The following is a 17,615-nucleotide window of genomic DNA, read 5'->3' on the forward strand; positions in this document are numbered from 1 at the left end:
CAACGTAATGAATACGTATTCAAAACCAGTATATGCGGTCGCCACCGTTTCGTCAATCATTTATGGTAAAAATCGGCATTTCCACTGCAACGGTTTTGCCTCGAATAATAGCCGTTATCGCAGCCACTCAACTCGTGCTATCACAGATCCTCTTCTGCTAACCAACGATCAAGATCAGCCAGATCACAATATTTGAGCATGCCTGGCCAGATCGCCGCAAGCACCTCTCGCCTGTTGTCATAGAGTTGTTCTCGGACCCAATCGGCTATGGATGGAATGCCCCTTTCTACCTCCACCGACAATGGGACTCTCCCATTCTTTTCACATCGCTCCCGTTCCAATAAACCGGCTATCCGAGCATACAACCCATACGAGCCTTCACCGTACAGGTGTACCCTGCCTGAATCGATTCCTTCCATGCAGGCCGCTAACTCAAGGGCTCTTAATATATCAAAGGTTCGCATAGCTGCAAGACTGTCGCCCAGCCAGAACAAATCTGTCGTCAGCTTGTGATGCGTTCCGAATTTCTCCCATAGCTCATAGGGACTGATAGCATGCGCTGCTGCTGCACCCTCCGCTGTCACATCAAGCACCAGTATGGCACAGCCAGCTTTACAAGCCTTATGGATTCGATCCATGTGCGAATGGAGTGCTCGGGTACCCTTTTCCCACACCGCAATAACGAGAGGTAGCTGCTGCTCGGCAAGACGCTGGTCACGAAACAATAGCCCCCGATTCATCACACCCGCCTGACTCCACCATAACCATTCTCTTACCTCGAGCCCATCCACAGTTCCAACCTTCAGTACCCGAGGATTAAAATCCACCCGCTCACGCCCAAAGCGCACTTGGGCATCCAACCATTCCATTGCACGCTTCCGCCTGACCGCCTCATCCATCTCAGCTCGATGCATTTCAATATATAACAATCGGTCCACATTCTCATCCCAAGGGGTTCGAGCATCAGCAAAATCACCAAGTACCTGCCCTGATCTCGTGCATTCCAGCTTCAACGATAAATCCGCTATGAATCGAGTCTCATTGCGTTGTTCTGCTGCAGCGTTCCCGAGAAGCTGCTCGACGAAAAAAGTTGCTGCAGCATTCGCCATGGCGGGGGAATAGTGATGCTCACACGTATCCTCGAACAGCGATAGCGAGCTTTCTTTCCCGTACATCGACCAATATCGCTTGGATCGAGCAACCGTATGCCTGGTGCCCTCTATAGGGAAAAAGTCATACTTCGCAGCAAGAACCAGCACAGGCTTGGGGGCCATGGCCAACAAAATATCCTCATGATCGAAGCCTGCCTTCGACATCCCCGGCCAGATCTGCTCCGCATCCTGTGCAGAGCCTGCTAGGATATAGGCTTCTCTACTCGTGATGAAAGTAGCTGGAGCTGCTGCAGCAATACGATGCTCACACAGCATCGCCATGCTGGTCTGCAGCCCTCCGCCGGAATTCCCCGTAATCCCAATCCGTTCCTGATCAATCTCCGGGCGTGTGCACATATAATCAATCGCCCTCGTTATATCATGCAAGAAATAGCGAGCCAGCCCGTCGCCGAGCGCCCAGCATTGCGCACCTGCCTGCTCGTGATCACTGGTCCCGCGCCGGATCTTGAGTTGTCCTGTGGACTTCTCATAATAGCTTGAACGCTCCCCTTGCCCAATAGGGTCAATAGCGAACACGATTAACCCTGATCGCGCAAGTGTAAGACAGACAGATCGGTATTCAGCGGCTAGACGTCCCTCCTCGAAATGACCGCAGACGAAAAGAACCGCTGCTGACGGCTCCGTCAACCCTTCCGGAATATACAGATTGGAGGTTACGAAAGTATGCGGGCGTGATTCAAAGATAATGTTGTCAATCCGCAGCCCTTCATAGCGGCATGTCCCAGTTGTTACAGGACTTAGAGGATGGCTGGACGCGGGTAACCCACCCACAGCCTCAAGAAATGCAGTTCGAATAGATTCCTTCCGTGCATTCAACTGTTCCTTCGTCATCACCGCATCCCTAGCGAGGCTGCCAGCCGCAAATGCTTCGGCAGACCGCTTGTACACATGCTGCTTGAACTGATCCTTCACGTCATAAATTTTTATAGGCAGTGACTCCAATTCATCCAAACTTAGCTCCATCCTCATTCCTCTCCTTCCAATGCTTCCACACTCAAGCATTCTCTCCCATCTTTATTGGGAAAAGAAGTTATCTCTAGTAGAAAGGACGTCTGCGCTGCAAGCGCGACGCCCTTTCTACCCTTGCACTTTAAGCCTCAAGCCAACTTCTCAAATCATCCATCGTGCGTCGGATGTCGGTTATTTGTTCCTCGCCGTCGATTTCCCGCTCAATAATGAGCTCACCTTGAAAGCCCCGGTCTTTCAACAGCTTGATCAATAGCGGGAAATTGACCTTGCCTAATCCGGCACGCACCTCCTTACCCAACTGTTCTCCGTTCGTCGGGTATACGCCGTCCTTGACATGAATATTGCGGACATAATCTCCGATGACGTCCAGCGCATCGATAGGATTGCCTTTGCCATACAGAATCAGATTGGCGGGGTCCAGATTAATACCAAGATTGGAGGTGCTGATCCTCTCGATCGTCCTCAGCAGCACAATAGGTGTCTCCTGCCCAGTCTCGAACCAGAACCCGATTCCCAGCCGCTCGCAATATAACGCCACTTCCCTGATTGCCTCTACGACAGGCGGATAAGCGGGGTCCGTCATATTCTCAGGAATGAAGCCGCAATGAGTGATAATAGCAGGAGCCCCGATGCTGTGGGCAAAATCCGCCCAACGCTTAAGCGCTTCAACCCGCTCAGCCCTATAACTCTCCGGCACAATTCCCAGTGTTAATGGCCCCGCTGTGAAATTCCATTCCGCAGGCCCGGGCACCCCTGCCCACATTGCACAAACTCGTACGTCTGCAGCCTTCGCCTCTCGTACAACCCGCTCGGCCACCTCTTTTGTTGCCTGGCTCATGTCCCAGCTAACCAACTGACATACATGAAGCCCGAGCTGACTGACTGGCTGGAAGCAATCGCCGCCCTTCGTCAATGTATGAATGACTCCAATCTCCATGCTGCCCCTCCCTCCTTGCCCTGGCTAGACTATATAGAAGGCTCCCATATTGTTGCTCGATAGGTCAAAATCTATTGTTAGATTCACCATCGCGTTCGTCAATGCCCCGCTTACAGATACGAAAGCATCGGCTCCTGACACTTGAAAATCAAGTGTAACTGTGAGAGCTCCCACCTTAACCACATCCACCTTCGGTATCGTCATACTCCAAGTACCAGCAGAAGACTTGAATGCAGCGTATACGGATTCTGCCACAATCGAATCTCCAGGTATATTCTGATTGTTAATGATTGTGTAGGAAAGCTTAACTTTTAAATGACCAAGAACGGCAGGAGTAAAGCTCTTGAATCTGGCAATGACTTCACCTGAGGTATAATTTCTCAGTCCCGTATAACGCACCGTATTAGTTTTCTTATAATCATCCGCTTCTTGCGGAAGCTGTATCCCGTCTTCCAACGCTTTGGTGGAATAACATACTACTTCTTGGCCGATTTGACTATCTGCCGGGGAAGCTCCTGGTTGAATTCCATCTTGACCCATTAAGAATCCATACACCATCGATTCGTATCGCTTCGGGTAAAGCAGCCCTCTATCATTCAGAACCTCAACGGCTCCATCAGAGATTCTTACCTTTACCAGCTTCCAATACATGGCGCTGTATGCAGGTGTCGACTGATCCGCTGCGCTTCCTATGAGATAATCCCCAACTCTAACATGGGAAGGCATGTTGATGTATTCGCCGATCTTGACAGGCGTGCCTGATGAGATATCCATGGCGACCGTCTTCGCATACAGCGTGCTGTAACCTCCGACCGTCAATATGCCGTTGTAGATCGTTCCATAACGAGGCCGATAAATACCCGGAATATTGAACACTCCCCGATTATATACATCCCCGTTCTCATCGATATCCAGCCGCGTCAAGTTATTCGTGGCCGCCCATGTAATGAGATAGTGTATGTTGCCGTTGGACACAATAGAGGCATTGCCAACCGCGCCTATGCTGAATTGGGTCTCGTTAGAGGGTACGCCATTAATCAGATCGTATCTGTCAATCTTGCCGAATCCCCAATTGGGTGCATAAATCCTTCCGTTAATAATGCTGCAGGTCTGTACAAAGCCAGCATTCTTACGGGTATACTCTAGCTTCAACTGCAGGGCTGTATCGATAATGCGGTACACCTTGATTTTATCATTCGTAAAAACAAAGACATCATCATTATGAATAGCCATCGCTCTGGCGTCCGCGCCTACACCGATATTCATTCTGAAAGAAACCTGGAGGGTATGATCTCCCACTGGTCTTACTACCGTTATGTAAGAGTTGTCATTTCCCGAATAACTTCCCTTGAACAGGCAGTAGAGAGCCCCCTTATAAGGAATAATGACTTCCGCTTCATTCGCTAGCTGTCCAGTTGGCGGAACAGGCTTCACTCTTGCATATTCATAAAGCCCATCCTCACTAAGATTAGTACGCAGCCAAGTCTGGTTAATCGGTCCGTCCGCAATGCGTTTGAATCTGGCACCGGATGTTGAGACCAGAACACTTTGTCCATTATCAGTTGATGTAGTATCCGTGGAATCATAATAGAAATGGCCCTCAAGGGCTGGATCTCTCACAAAATAAACAAGATCAGCATCAGGCGACGTGTTCGCTCGCAGCTCGGCTGCAGTCGTGGCAATGACATAATCAATATTCATAAGATCGTTCACTTTATGGCGGCCGTCGGGCGAGCTCGCGTATGCGTTCGATACGTTAACAAGCCCTGTTGAAGCTAAAGCAATACCCGCCATGCCTAAAGTGGCAAGCACCTTGCGTCTGCTGACCGCACTGTTGTCCTGCTCTTGAACATGCAACTCAGAACCTTCCTGCCTTTTGTCTTCTCCCATTGTTCGTACCTCCCTGAAATGGTTAATGGATAAACCTGCAAGCTTGCTTCCAATTGCCGCATGTCTTACTCTTTCAGAGATCCTATCAGTACACCTTTCACAAAATACTTCTGCAAGAAAGGATAGACGAATAGAATCGGCAATACCGTTACGATGATTAGCGCATACTTGATCTGAATGGAATACATCGTACGATTAATATCCTGCGCCATCTCTTTGACCATCGTATCCGAATCCTGGATCAGGATCTTGACCAGATACAGCGACATCGGATGCAGCTTCGGATCGCTCAGGTACAGCATGGCGCTAAAGTAGCTGTTCCAGTGACCGACTGCATAAAATAACGAGAGGACAGCTATAATCGGCATACTGAGCGGTACGATGATTTTGTACAGGATGTATAGATCGTTAGCTCCGTCAATCCGCGCAGACTCCATAAGACTTTCCGGTAAGCTATGCAGAAACGTTCTTGCAATAATAATAAAGTAAGCCCCTACCGCAACAGGCAGAATAAGAGCCCAACGGGTGTCGTACAGCCCAATATTCTTGATCAATAAAAAGGTGGGAATCAGCCCTCCGCTGAAAAACATCGTGATCACGATGAAAACCATGATCTGATTGCGCAAAAAAAATGTTCTGCGCGAAAGCGGATAAGCGCCAAGCATGGTCATCGTCACATTAACAGCCGTACCCACGATCGTATAAAACAATGTATTGTAGTAAGCCCTCCAAACATCAGGATTATCAAACACCTTCCGATAGGCTTCTACAGAGAAGCCCTTCGGGAAGAGCCAGACGGAACTGTTAATGACATTCTTAGGCTCACTGATCGACATGCTGAATACATAGACGAATGGGTACAGGGTGATGACGATGATAAATAGCATGAACAGAAGAATAAGAACGTCAACTGTTTTTTCTGCCGCATTTTTACGAACCGTTGCCACGTTCTTCCTCCTTTACCATAGTGAAGTTTCCGACACCTTACGGCTTATGTAGTTGACGCAGATGAGCAGAATCAGATTGATCACATTATTGAACAAACCGATTGCCGCCGAAAGACTAAAGTCGCCCCCCAATATCCCGCGTCGATATACATAGGTGCTGATTACATCTGCGGTCTCATAAGTGGTCGGGTTATAGAGCAGAATGATCTTCTCGAAGCCAACATCCATCATACGGCTCAGGCTCAGAATTAACAGGATAATAATAGTTGGCAATATGCAGGGGAGTGTGATATGCCGCATTTTTTGCCAACGGGTTGCGCCGTCCATCTGCGCTGCTTCGTACAATTGCGGATCAATACCAGCGATGGCCGCCAGGTAAATAATCGTCCCCCACCCAAATTCCTGCCATATTCCCGACGAAATAAAAATGGTGCGAAAATAGCCGGATTCGTTCATGAAATGAATGGGCTCGACGCCGAACCAACCAAGAAGCTGATTAATAATACCGTCTATGGGTGAAGTGAAATTAACAATCATCCCGGCTATGACAACGATGGAGATAAAATGCGGTAAATAGCTTACGGTTTGTACCGCCTTCTTGAACAAGTTATCCTTCAGCTCGTTGAGCAGAAGCGCAAAAATAATCGGAACCGGAAACCCCCAAAACAAGGAGTAGAAACTCAAGAGCAGCGTGTTCTTCATGATCCTCCAGAAATAAATGGAATTGAAGAACTGCTCGAAATGCTTGAAGCCTACCCAAGGGCTGCCCAGAATGCCTTGAAGCGGATAAAACTTCTTGAAGGCGATCAGAATGCCGTACATGGGCAAATAATGAAACATGATATAATACACGATTACCGGAAATATGATCAGCAATAAATATTTGTCACGACGAATATGCTTCTTGAGAGCTGCCAGCTTCCCAGTCCTTCTGTTCATCATGGATGGCCTTGCACCAGGTGAATTCAATTCTGTATGAATGAAAGTTGCTCCTCCCTCAGATCCACTGTCTGTGTGCAATCAGCCGCTCGCCCTAATTACGAATGAACCGATTGCACACGGCTATGTGGAAAGATGGTTAGTTCTTGATAAAGCGGTCGTGTTGCTGCTGCTTCACCTTGAGTATTTTATCGATCCCATACTGCTTCAGCTTGCTGACGAATTTATCCCAATCAATCGGTTCTTTGCCTGTAATGAAGCTAACGATTGTCTCATCGATGTAAGTCTGCATATCAGCGGATATGACGGACAGTTCTTCTGTTTCTTGCGGAGTTATAGCTGCGAATGGATCATTGTCTACCATCATCGTCTCTACTCGTTTTGCCAGTTCAAGCGCTTTGGGATTGTTCTTGAGCAGGGCAGCAGGCGACTTGGACAAAGGCCCTTTCGCTGCACGCACCCACGGTGTAGAAGGATACGCACCGATTGAGCGAAGCGCATTGGCCGGGTCTAGACCTTCCGGATTCTTCATAACGAAATCCGTATATTCCGGTTCCCCATTAACAAGCTTATAGGACTTGCCTTCGACACCGAACGTCATCAGTCGGTTGCCTTCTTCACTTGCATAAATATAATCCAACCATTTGATGGCCGCTTCCTTGTTCTTGGATTCCTTCGTAATAATATAATTCGAGCTAATTGGACCGTATTTCTCGTAATAAGGCTTGAAGCCCGCATTCGCTGGCGGGAGCGTAAGCAGCCAGTTAGCATTTGCGTTACCCGCTTGAACGGATAGATTATCGAACTGTGCCGATCGGCTTAAGAAATGCATTGTAGAGCCCACCTGATCTCTAGAGATTCCAGAGATAATGTTCTCCTCGGTTCTTTGCAGGAATCCTGGATCGATTAAACCTTCCTTGTACAGCTTATTGAGCCACACGACCAATTCCTTGGCTTCATTCGTCATCCATTCAAAGCGCACCTTACCGTTAGCATCCGGATAATACCCAAAGCTATAAAACAGATGAAGCCCCACGGCATTCCCGAACAGTCCTAACCCCCTATAGCCATATTGCGGCATAAACGGAATTTCATCTTGCTTGCCATTTCCATTCGGATCCTTCTCCTTAATCGCTTTCAACACGGTGTACCACTCATCCAGTGTTCTTGGTTCCTTTAGACCAAGCTTATCCAGCCAATCCTTGCGGATCTGGAAACCAAATGGGTCGAGCAGAGCTCCCCCTGTAGTAACAGCTGCCAAAGAGTATAACTTCCCGTCAATCGCTTTCATTTTCTTGTATTCGACAGGGTTATCAGCCATAAACTTCTTAATATTCGGAGCATATTTATTGATCAGATCGTCCAACGGCTCGACCACACCCGATTCCACTGCTTTTCCCAGCTCGATAGGAAGGGCAATGATGTCCGGCAGATCTTTGGCTGCTGCGAGCCTGGCCTGCATGCTGGTCGAATATTGAGTGACAGGAGCTACCTCCCACTTGATCTTGATGCCTGTTCGTTTCTCTACCTCTTGCCATACCGGCAAATTCTGTGAAAGACTCGCCGGCGCATACCAGTTATCCCATCCTGCATAACGCAGCGTCACAGAGCCGTCCTTGACTATCGGTAATGTGTAATTATTCGAATTGGCAGGGGCTGGTGATTGCGTCTGACTCGTTTTCGAACCTTCATCGGTGCTTTTGACTGTTTCCCCCGTATCCTCCGAACAACCGCTCAATACAACAACAGCTGCCAGGATTACGGCATACGAACTGATCATTGTTTTTCTCATTCTCGAGAATCCCCCTCTGCTTATTCGGTTCGGATGCTTGAGATTGACGGGCCCATCTTTTTCATAGCATCTTCACCAACCCGATCTTCCTGATAGAAAAGCGCTTCCATAATGATTGTAGCAGTCCCCTACCCGCAATAAAACGGCACTACTTTATCATTTGGTACCATACCGTTGCTATTCTCAAACCTCACTTGGAGTCTAATATATCAACTATTCATCCTCTTTTTATACTTTAAGTCAATCCTTCCTTGTTTGGTATTGACTCTCGCTCTCTTTCTAAAAGATAATACTCTTACCGAGAAAGAGATAGATAGGGGGCGGCACTAATGTCGTATCGCATTCTTATTGTGGATGATGAGGAGGACATCAGGGAAGGCTTGACCGATCTTGTAGACTGGTCTTCACTCGGATTTGAGGTGGTTGCAAGGCTCGAGGACGGACGAGATGCCATCGCATACATTCAAAGCCATTCCGTTGATGTGATCTTGACCGATATCAAGATGACATTCGTGTCGGGCCTTGAGCTAGCCAAATATGTGTATGATCACCAGTACAACATTAAGATGATTCTGCTCAGCGGGTACAAGGAATTCGAATTCGCCCAATTAGCGGTGAACTACAAGGTCGCGCATTACTTGCTGAAGCCGACCAAACTCGAAGATATGAATACTGTCTTTCGCGAAATGAAGGCATTACTGGATAAGGAACACTCAAACAAAGTGCAGTCGAATGAAATCCAGATCCGCAATGAGGAAATGGCATCTGTTCTGCGGCAGCAGTTTTTCTCCGAGCTTACCGCTGGCACCCTTAAGGAACGAGAAGAAATGGTCCGCAGACTGGAGCTGATCGGTCTGCACATCGATCCGGATAACAGCCCCTGCTGTCTATATTTCATCCATATCCCGAATCAGGAGCCTGGGTTGCACCCTAATGCCGCGAATCAACCAAACCAGATTATCAAGTTCATTCAACAAGCCCACAAAAACGAACACGAGGAAATCCTGTACACCCCGCTTCGATCCACCGAAGATAAAATATATATGATTGCAACAGCTGTCGGCCATGTAAAAAATGAATACGCTTTCAGAGCAAAAATCGCCGTTCATTTCGATGTGATTAAAGGAAAGGTTCGAGCTATCCTCGGAATTGACGCTACTCTCGAAGAAATGCAGTTCTACCCGCAGCTCTCACAGCTTATTCCATTGGAAGACAGTCTGCAGAGCTCTGATACACTCGTCATTCAGAAAGCGAAACTGTACATTCAGAAAATGTATGATAAGGAAATCTCTCTCGATGACGTTGCCGAGCATGTATATCTGAGCCCCGTCTATTTCAGCCGCATGTTCAAGAAGCAGACAGGCCGCAATCTCACCGATTACATCACCGAGATGCGGATGATTAAGGCGATGGAGCTGCTGCGACAACCTGAATACAAGGTATATGAGATTGGTTCCATTATCGGTTACAAGAGCACCAAATATTTCTTCAAGTTGTTCAAGCAGTACGCGAATTGTACACCGACCGAATATAGGAATAAACTGCAGTATGAGAGCCCTTTATGAAAGACCGCGCCAGTATTTGGTTCTATATCAAACATTTTAAGATCCACAGCATCTTCCTGAGAAACTTCCTGCTTATTGTATGTCTCGTGATTTTGCCGATCATGGGGATCAGTGGCGCCGTCTATTTATTTTACAACAAGGTGATGAAAGAGGAGATTAGTGCTGTACACTTGATCGCGTTATCCAGACTGCGGGATATGATTGATATGACCGTCAGGGAAGTCGATGATTTCTCTCTCCAGCTCGCATCCGATGAGGCGGTCACTCAATTTATCGAAGAACCGCAGGTGGAGGATTCGGACTACGGCAGCTACAAAAAAATACTGAGCCTCCGCCAGAAAATCACGCCCGGCAACAAGCTGAGCAGCCAATTCATCGATTCTGTCTACCTCTATTCGAACAAGCATGAACATATCCTGTCTTCGAATCTGGGCATGTGGAGAATGGAGTGGTACACAGACAAGGACTGGCTTGAGGAATATGACCAGAGAATAGCCGTCTCCCGACACTGGATCTCTTCAAGAACAGCTAAGCAATATGTTGGAGATCATGCATTGCGACATTTCATCTCTCTCTTCTATGCGGCTCCCCTCGACAAGAAAGAACGACCGGGCGCTGTTATTGTCAATATTGATGTGGAACGGCTCGGCAAGTATATTCACAACGTGAGCGGCAATTATCTGGAGGATATCTATATCGTGGATAAGAACGGCACCGTGCTCTACAACCGGGATTTCTCACTGCTCAATCGTCCTGTATCGGATATTGCCCAGTTGAGCGGTATTTTCAACGAGAACGAAGGCCAACCGATCCAGAAATCCGTGAGCGGGGTCACTGGATCGATTACTTATATTCAATCCCAGTATAACGATTGGCGATTCATCTCTGTGATTCCGCTCCGATTATACCAGGAGAAAAATTCTTCTTTGCTCAATTATTTGCTGCTCATCTTCACTGGAGGCTTACTCGTAGCCCTGCTTCTTGCCTTGCTGATTGCCACAAAGGTGCTTCAGCCGATTCGCAAGATTATTTCCATTGTGGAGAATCCCGATCAGTGGACCTATGTGGAGTTGGAGAAGCGGGAGCCCCGTCTGAATGAAATCCGGCTAATCGCAGCCTCTATCGCGAAGTCGCACGGGAAACGCGTCGAGCTTGAGCAGGAGCTGAGCAAGCGGCTAACCTTATTGAAGCAGGCGCAGCATGTAGCTCTTCAATCTCAGATCAATCCTCATTTTCTGTATAACACATTGGAAACGATCAATTGGAATGCAATGCGGCTAACCGGCGGAGAGAATAAGGTGTCAGGGATGATCTCCTCCCTATCCAAGCTGCTCCGGCTGTCTCTCGAAGAACCGATGAATTTGATCTCCATTCAGAAGGAGCTTGAACACGCACAGTATTATATCGATATTTTGTTAATCCGCTACAGAAATAAATTCACGATTGAATGGAATATCAGCGATGACGTTCTCTCCTGTAAAATACCTAGAATCACCTTGCAGCCGCTCGTGGAAAACGCAATCTATCATGGAATCAAACCTATGGCGGGGAAGGGAACTATTCGAATCTCCGGTTATTTGCGGGACGAGCATGTACTGTTCGAAATAGCCGACGACGGTGTTGGCATTAGTGCGGAGAGAACAGGGGAAATCAATGCAGCGATGCAAGAGGACTACAGCCAGCCAGGCGACCATATCGGGATGATTAATGTGAATCAACGAATCAAGCTGACATTCGGGGAAGCGTATGGTTTGACTATAGCTAGTGAATTGAATAAAGGGACAACGGTTAGGCTCATCCTTCCTATCGTTATTTAAGACAGGAGAGCACGATGTGGCACCGACGCAAAAAACAGACAGCCTAGGCTGTCTGCTTTTTGCGATAGGGCACTTTGCTTATAAGATAGGTGTTTTTGACATACTGTGAGCGTCGACACTTTTAACTCCTAGTGTCCACGGCTGTGCGATTCCCACTCGAAGTATTGTAGAACTCCAATAACAATGAGGAACATCGTCATGACAAGGAGCCCGTAACCTGTCCATCTCAATTGTCTACTATTCAAATTGCGATTCTGATCAGATCTTGATTGTTTGATAAATAGCAACCCGACCCCTATCAATAACGCGATTACAACCCCAGATTGCGCATTAGCGGCCAAAAAAGCACCCCTTCCTTATCAACCTATCCTATTGAGAACCAACTCACTATCCCTTATTTCCACCAAGCAGAAGTTGGGAAACCAGCAGATCCCCCTATCGTTACAGGCTCTCCAATTCGCGGTGTGCTAATAGCTGCTCCCAGCTTGTCGGCCGCCTTGACAGCGCGTTCTACCGGATCTGTCCAGTCATGCAACGCCAATGTGAACGCACCCCAGTGGATCGGGATAAGCACCTTGCCCTGCACATCGATATGGGCTTGTACGGTTTCTTCCGGCAGCATATGGATAGAAGCCCAACGAGGGTCGTATTGTCCGCATTCCATTAACGTCAGGTCGAAGGGACCGTACTTGTCCCCGATCTGCTGAAAATGCGGCCCATACCCGCTATCCCCGCTGAAGAACACCTTTGTATGCTGTCCGGCCACAACCCAGGAGCACCATAATGTAGAATTGCGATCGGTAATGCTCCTTCCAGAGAAATGTCTCGCAGGTGTGCATGCTATGGACAGCCCTTCGAATGCGAGCTCATCCCACCAATCATGCTGAGTGATCCTCTCTGCCTCTATCCCCCACCTCTCGAGATGGGCAGCAACACCGAGCGGAACTATAAACCGTTTCACCTTATGCTTCAGCTTCATAATCGAGCCGTAATCGAGATGATCATAATGATCATGTGTTAAAAGGACCGCATCAAGGGTGGGCAGCTCGGCTATTTCAATCGGAAGCTTATGGCTGTACCTTTGTCTGCCTATTCGTGAGAAGGGTGAAGGTGATCTGCCCAACATAGGATCGATGAAGAGGGTCTTCCCTTCCAGTGTAAGGAGCAGGGCAGAGTGACCGAACCATGTAAGGGATGCTTGGTCGTTCTCCTGAAAATGAGCAGGATTAATGGATTGCGGAACGATCGGTTTACTTGGCTTGCCTTGTGGATTGCCTTTCATAAATTGAATCATCACTCGCACGGTTTCGCTGAAGCTCATCTCCATGGATGTAGGGATCAGATTAACAAACTTGCCCTTGGGGGAGAAGTTGTTGGAACGATTGTTAGCCAGCTTCCTTTCTTCCGAGGGTTTCCCGCCAAGAGGGGGATAGTAATTCACAACCAGATAAGCAGCTAGTGCAATTGCAGCAATAATCGTTATAGTAAGGATCATAATCATCTACCTCTTCTTCACCCGCTTGTGCGTGGCTCTTGATATCATACGAATTATCGTATCGTATATCGCGGGTAAAGTCCAAAGCCCTGACTGTGTTTACCTGGGGGCGTCACTATCGCCCTTTGCGGGGAAAGGTCCATCCGTATACACGAATGTGAACGAGCAGCTTGCTGATCCAATGGGAGGCAACATATAACACAAGAAATAACAGCATAAGCGGTCTGAACACGATCCACAGTACAATCCACAACAAGGCAATTTGCCACATTTTTAGCCGACGCAGCAGATTCGGGAACAATAGCACTCTGTAGAACCAATATTGCTTCTGCAGCATCTCCAGATATTCTTTTCGAATCTGCGGATCATCCGGTGAAATACGCACGGCTGCATTCATATATTGCTGCGCTTTGCCATAATCGCCTCTGCTGTCGGCAGCCCACCCTGCGTACATAAGCACTGCGCTGCTCTCCGGCTCTAACCTTAAGGCATCCTCGATGGCTTGTTCAGACCTAGCAGATTGGTTGAGCTTAGCTAGAACATGTCCATACATGGCCAAGTATATCCCTGATTTATGAATGCTGATCGCTTGCTCCAGAGCCTCTCGCGCATCCTGCAGCTTGCCCTTTCCTATATGCCATTCGGCCATGTAAAAGAAAGGGTAGCTTTTATGCGGGAATATACGCAGGATTTCGTCCAGCGTCTCCTTGAAGCTCTTCATGTTGTCTTGCTCCCGGTAAATGAACATCCTCGTGCGCCAGGCATCCTCGTGCTCCGGATCTCTCCGCAACGTCTCGTTACTCCAATATAAGGCTTTTTCAGCGTCCACGGAACGATAGGCGATCGACATCATGGCGAAGGCATCGGCATCTTCCGGATAAGCTTGCAGCATAGCTCCAGCCTCTTGAATCGCTTCTTTATGCCGGCCCCACGAGATTAGCTGGTCGATCTTTGCTATATGTTGATATTTCGACACGCGTGGTCTCCCTTCACTTGAGCCGGTTTTCTTTCATGTAATCGAGCACGATCTGGTAATCCTTGTTCACATCACTGAATGTAGCGTAATTCTTCGCGGTCGCGAACCAGTCCAGTGTTGTTGGCCGGCGTCCCTTGAACGCTTTCTTGAAATCATCCTCAGCGATGGGCTGTATTTCTCCCGCTTCGATTGTCCGCTCCAACGCGGATTCAGAAGCATCCCTCACGAGCTGCTCGAGATCCGCTCCAGAGAAATGCTCAGTTTGCTCGGCAATCTTGTTCAGATTGATTCCTTTCTGAGGGAGATTGCTCAATTTCAATTCAAGAATACGAGCACGCTCTTCCTTGGCTGGAGGGGAGACGAACAAGAGATCGTTGAATCTCCCCGGTCTGCGCAAAGCCGAATCCAAATACCATGGCGTATTGGTGGCACCGATGACATACACCTTATCATTGAATGATTGCAGTCCATCCAGCTCAAGCAGCAGTTGATTAACCATCATACGCTCATGATGCTGCCGCATCTGATGCCGACTGCCCCCAAGCGCGTCGAGCTCATCAATAAAGAGCACGCAAGGTCGCTGCTCGCGTGCTTTTTCGAACACATCATGCAAGTTATGCTCACTCTCGCCCACGTACATAGACAGAATCGATTGCAGCTCCATATGAATAAAGTGAGCGTCAATTTCACCTGCTACTGCGCGGGCCAGAAATGTTTTGCCACACCCTGGAGGCCCGTATAGGAGCATGCTCCCCCCGGCTTGCTTGCCGAATGCCTTGAAGAGCTCAGGCTGCTGCATCGGAAGAATAAAGTTCATGCGAATCTTTTTCTTCACCTCTGTAAGCCCGCCCACATCATCGAACGTTTCCTTTGGCCGCTCGGATTCGATCATCGTATTTTTATCCTTGTCAAACTGGATTACCTTTAAGTTTTTGCGTCTTTGCTCCCTATCATCAGCCATAGCGGTTCCTCCAGTTCTTGTTTCCCTCAGCACTTTCCCATTATGAATAATATATAGATTCGCTGGAGGATACCGTTTTCCTGTCGAACGCTGGAATATGCTTGATGTAGTTAAACCCCGTACAATCGCCAAGGTTTATGTCCACCATAATAACGGACAGGGCCGCCATGCGCGACTCCGCCCCCTACCCTTTGATCGCCCCGACTAATGCGCCCTTGACGAAGTATTTTTGCAGAAAAGGGTACACAAGCAGAATAGGAACAGTCGCCACAATAATCGTCGCATATTTCAAAGTAACGGATAACATCGCAATATTACTTTCCGTTGCGCCGACTGCCATTGAGCTCGCTTCACCCTGCAATAAAATTTCACGAAGCACTAACTGCAGCGGATACATCGAGCGATCCTGGAGGAAAATCATCGCATGGAACCATGAGTTCCAGTGACTAACCCCGTAATAGAGCATCATAACAGCCACAACTGGCATGGACAGGGGCAATATAATCCGGAATAAAATAACGAAATCGTTAGCGCCATCCATCTTCGCCGACTCCTCCAGGCTATCTGGAATCGCTTCGAATGCTGTCTTCATAATGATGAGATTAAACGTATTAATCGCTTGCGGAATAATAAGCGCCCATAAAGTATTAGCCAGCCCAACCCCTTTAACTGTGAAGTAGAATGGAATCAATCCTCCGCTGAAAAACATTGTAAACACGATAAACAGCATGAGTTGTTTGCGATAACGCAAGCTTTTTCTTGATAAAGCGTAAGCTCCAAATGCAGTTAACAAAATATTGATGACCAGCCCAACAATGACCACAAAAAAGGTATTGCCGTATCCCTTCAAGATCATCTTGTTCTTAAATACGCTGCTATACGCCTCAAGTGAAAATCCAAGCGGTCTCCATAACATTCCGTTGTGTCCCATTAATTGTCCGGCATCGCTAATAGAAGCGAGTCCGACGTACACGATTGGGTACACCGTTACAATCATTAACAGCGTTAAGCAGATCATATTGCCCAGATCAAACAATTTGCTAGAAAATGCAGCTCGATTCAGCATCGTGTTGTTCCGCTCCTTCCTAATACTCCATTCCACATTCCTTCCGTCACTCGTCACTCATCACCAAAGACTCGTATCATTCAATCTGCGACTCAACCAGTTCGAGAAAATGACCAGCATGAAATTGATCATGGAATTGAATAAGCCGACAGCCGAGCTGAAGCTATAATTGAAATCCTGCAGACCGACCCGATACACGTAGGAGGAAATAACATCAGCCGTTTCGTACGTGGTCGGATTGTACAACAGAATAATTTTCTCGAATCCTACGTTCATCATCCGTCCGATACTTAGGATCAGCAGAATGACTATGGTCGGCATTAGCCCTGGCATAGTGATGTGTACCATCTGCTTCCACCGGCCTGCTCCATCCATTCGGGCTGCTTCGTATTGCTCAGGATCAATCCCGGTCAAGGCCGCCAAATAAATGATCGTTCCCCATCCGATGTGCTGCCATATACCCGATGATACATAGATCGTTCGGAATAGGTCCGGCTCCAGCAGCAATGAGATCCGTTCCCCGCCGAAAAATACAATCAGATCGTTAATTATCCCCTCACTATTCGTGAAGTCCTTCACCATCCCGCATATGACAACGAGTGAAATGAAATGCGGTAAATACGTAACCGTCTGAACGGTTCTTTTGAACAAAGAGGACCTTACTTCGTTAAGCAAGAGGGCCAATATAACAGGAGTGGGAAACCCGAATAACAGCTCATAGAAGCTGATCATCAACGTGTTCTTAATCGTTCTCCAGAAATAAGCACCTGTGAAGAAGGTTTCGAAATGCTCCAGGCCGGCCCAATCGCTCCCCCAAATCCCTAATCGAGGAGAGAAATCTTTAAACGCGATAAGCGCACCATACATAGGAGCATAGTGAAAAATAGCATAGAATAGCAATACGGGTAGAAGCATGACATATAGCAGTTTATTTTTGCGAATATCCAGAATTAAACCGAATGTGGACCGCTTCTTCGGCTTAAAGGGAACTCGAAGCTCTTGATTGACTATGGACAATTCATTCTCCCTCCAATCCATTTTGGCCATAGCTATACAGGGCAGAAGCAGACGCACTCCTCCCCTGTACCG

At 47.8% G+C, this 17,615-nt stretch carries 13 protein-coding genes; 2 read left to right on the forward strand and 11 right to left on the reverse strand.

Annotated elements, in window-relative coordinates; all coding sequences use genetic code 11:
• Nucleotides 1–140 precede the first annotated feature (140 nt).
• From AC58QD_RS08240 to AC58QD_RS08265, 6 genes are all read right to left on the reverse strand, one after another.
• Complete coding sequence (locus AC58QD_RS08240; protein ID WP_497331921.1) at nt 141–2,135, reverse strand: alpha/beta hydrolase family protein; 1,995 nt, start codon at nt 2,133–2,135, stop codon at nt 141–143.
• Nucleotides 2,136–2,262: 127 nt separating this feature from the next.
• On the reverse strand, nt 2,263–3,078 hold the full coding sequence (locus AC58QD_RS08245) for a sugar phosphate isomerase/epimerase family protein (protein ID WP_497331923.1): 816 nt from the start codon (nt 3,076–3,078) through the stop codon (nt 2,263–2,265).
• Nucleotides 3,079–3,102: 24 nt separating this feature from the next.
• On the reverse strand, nt 3,103–4,968 hold the full coding sequence (locus tag AC58QD_RS08250; protein WP_497331925.1) for a putative phage tail protein: 1,866 nt from the start codon (nt 4,966–4,968) through the stop codon (nt 3,103–3,105).
• A 65-nt stretch (nt 4,969–5,033) separates the two neighbouring features.
• Nucleotides 5,034–5,915, reverse strand: a complete 882-nt coding sequence (locus AC58QD_RS08255; RefSeq protein WP_497331927.1) for a carbohydrate ABC transporter permease — start codon at nt 5,913–5,915, stop codon at nt 5,034–5,036.
• A 12-nt stretch (nt 5,916–5,927) separates the two neighbouring features.
• A complete protein-coding gene (locus tag AC58QD_RS08260) occupies nt 5,928–6,854 on the reverse strand; it encodes an ABC transporter permease (protein WP_497332176.1) in 927 nt (308 codons plus the stop codon).
• 139 nt (nt 6,855–6,993) lie between these two features.
• Complete coding sequence (locus tag AC58QD_RS08265) at nt 6,994–8,646, reverse strand: extracellular solute-binding protein (protein WP_497331929.1); 1,653 nt, start codon at nt 8,644–8,646, stop codon at nt 6,994–6,996.
• A 329-nt stretch (nt 8,647–8,975) separates the two neighbouring features.
• Between AC58QD_RS08265 and AC58QD_RS08270 the strand changes: the two genes are divergently transcribed.
• Both AC58QD_RS08270 and AC58QD_RS08275 read left to right on the forward strand, forming a co-directional pair.
• Nucleotides 8,976–10,211 (forward strand): response regulator transcription factor, encoded by a 1,236-nt coding sequence (locus tag AC58QD_RS08270; RefSeq protein ID WP_497331931.1) that lies wholly within the window; start codon nt 8,976–8,978, stop codon nt 10,209–10,211.
• Nucleotides 10,208–12,028 (forward strand): sensor histidine kinase, encoded by a 1,821-nt coding sequence (locus AC58QD_RS08275; RefSeq protein WP_497331933.1) that lies wholly within the window; start codon nt 10,208–10,210, stop codon nt 12,026–12,028. Before AC58QD_RS08270 ends, AC58QD_RS08275 begins: the two co-directional genes overlap by 4 nt.
• A 394-nt stretch (nt 12,029–12,422) precedes the next feature.
• Here the strand turns inward: AC58QD_RS08275 and AC58QD_RS08280 are convergent, their stop codons facing one another.
• The 5 genes from AC58QD_RS08280 to AC58QD_RS08300 form a co-directional block, all read right to left on the reverse strand.
• On the reverse strand, nt 12,423–13,523 hold the full coding sequence (locus AC58QD_RS08280; protein WP_497331935.1) for an MBL fold metallo-hydrolase: 1,101 nt from the start codon (nt 13,521–13,523) through the stop codon (nt 12,423–12,425).
• 115 nt (nt 13,524–13,638) lie between these two features.
• On the reverse strand, nt 13,639–14,499 hold the full coding sequence (locus AC58QD_RS08285) for a tetratricopeptide repeat protein (RefSeq protein WP_497331937.1): 861 nt from the start codon (nt 14,497–14,499) through the stop codon (nt 13,639–13,641).
• A 13-nt stretch (nt 14,500–14,512) separates the two neighbouring features.
• Nucleotides 14,513–15,460, reverse strand: coding sequence for an ATP-binding protein (locus AC58QD_RS08290; RefSeq protein ID WP_497331939.1), 948 nt, complete (start codon nt 15,458–15,460; stop codon nt 14,513–14,515).
• A gap of 184 nt (nt 15,461–15,644) precedes the next feature.
• Nucleotides 15,645–16,526 (reverse strand): carbohydrate ABC transporter permease, encoded by an 882-nt coding sequence (locus AC58QD_RS08295; RefSeq protein WP_497331941.1) that lies wholly within the window; start codon nt 16,524–16,526, stop codon nt 15,645–15,647.
• Nucleotides 16,527–16,586: 60 nt separating this feature from the next.
• Nucleotides 16,587–17,543, reverse strand: coding sequence for an ABC transporter permease (locus tag AC58QD_RS08300; RefSeq protein ID WP_497331943.1), 957 nt, complete (start codon nt 17,541–17,543; stop codon nt 16,587–16,589).
• Nucleotides 17,544–17,615 lie beyond the last annotated feature (72 nt).

This window comes from Paenibacillus sp. J2R1T-4 (assembly GCF_059692235.1).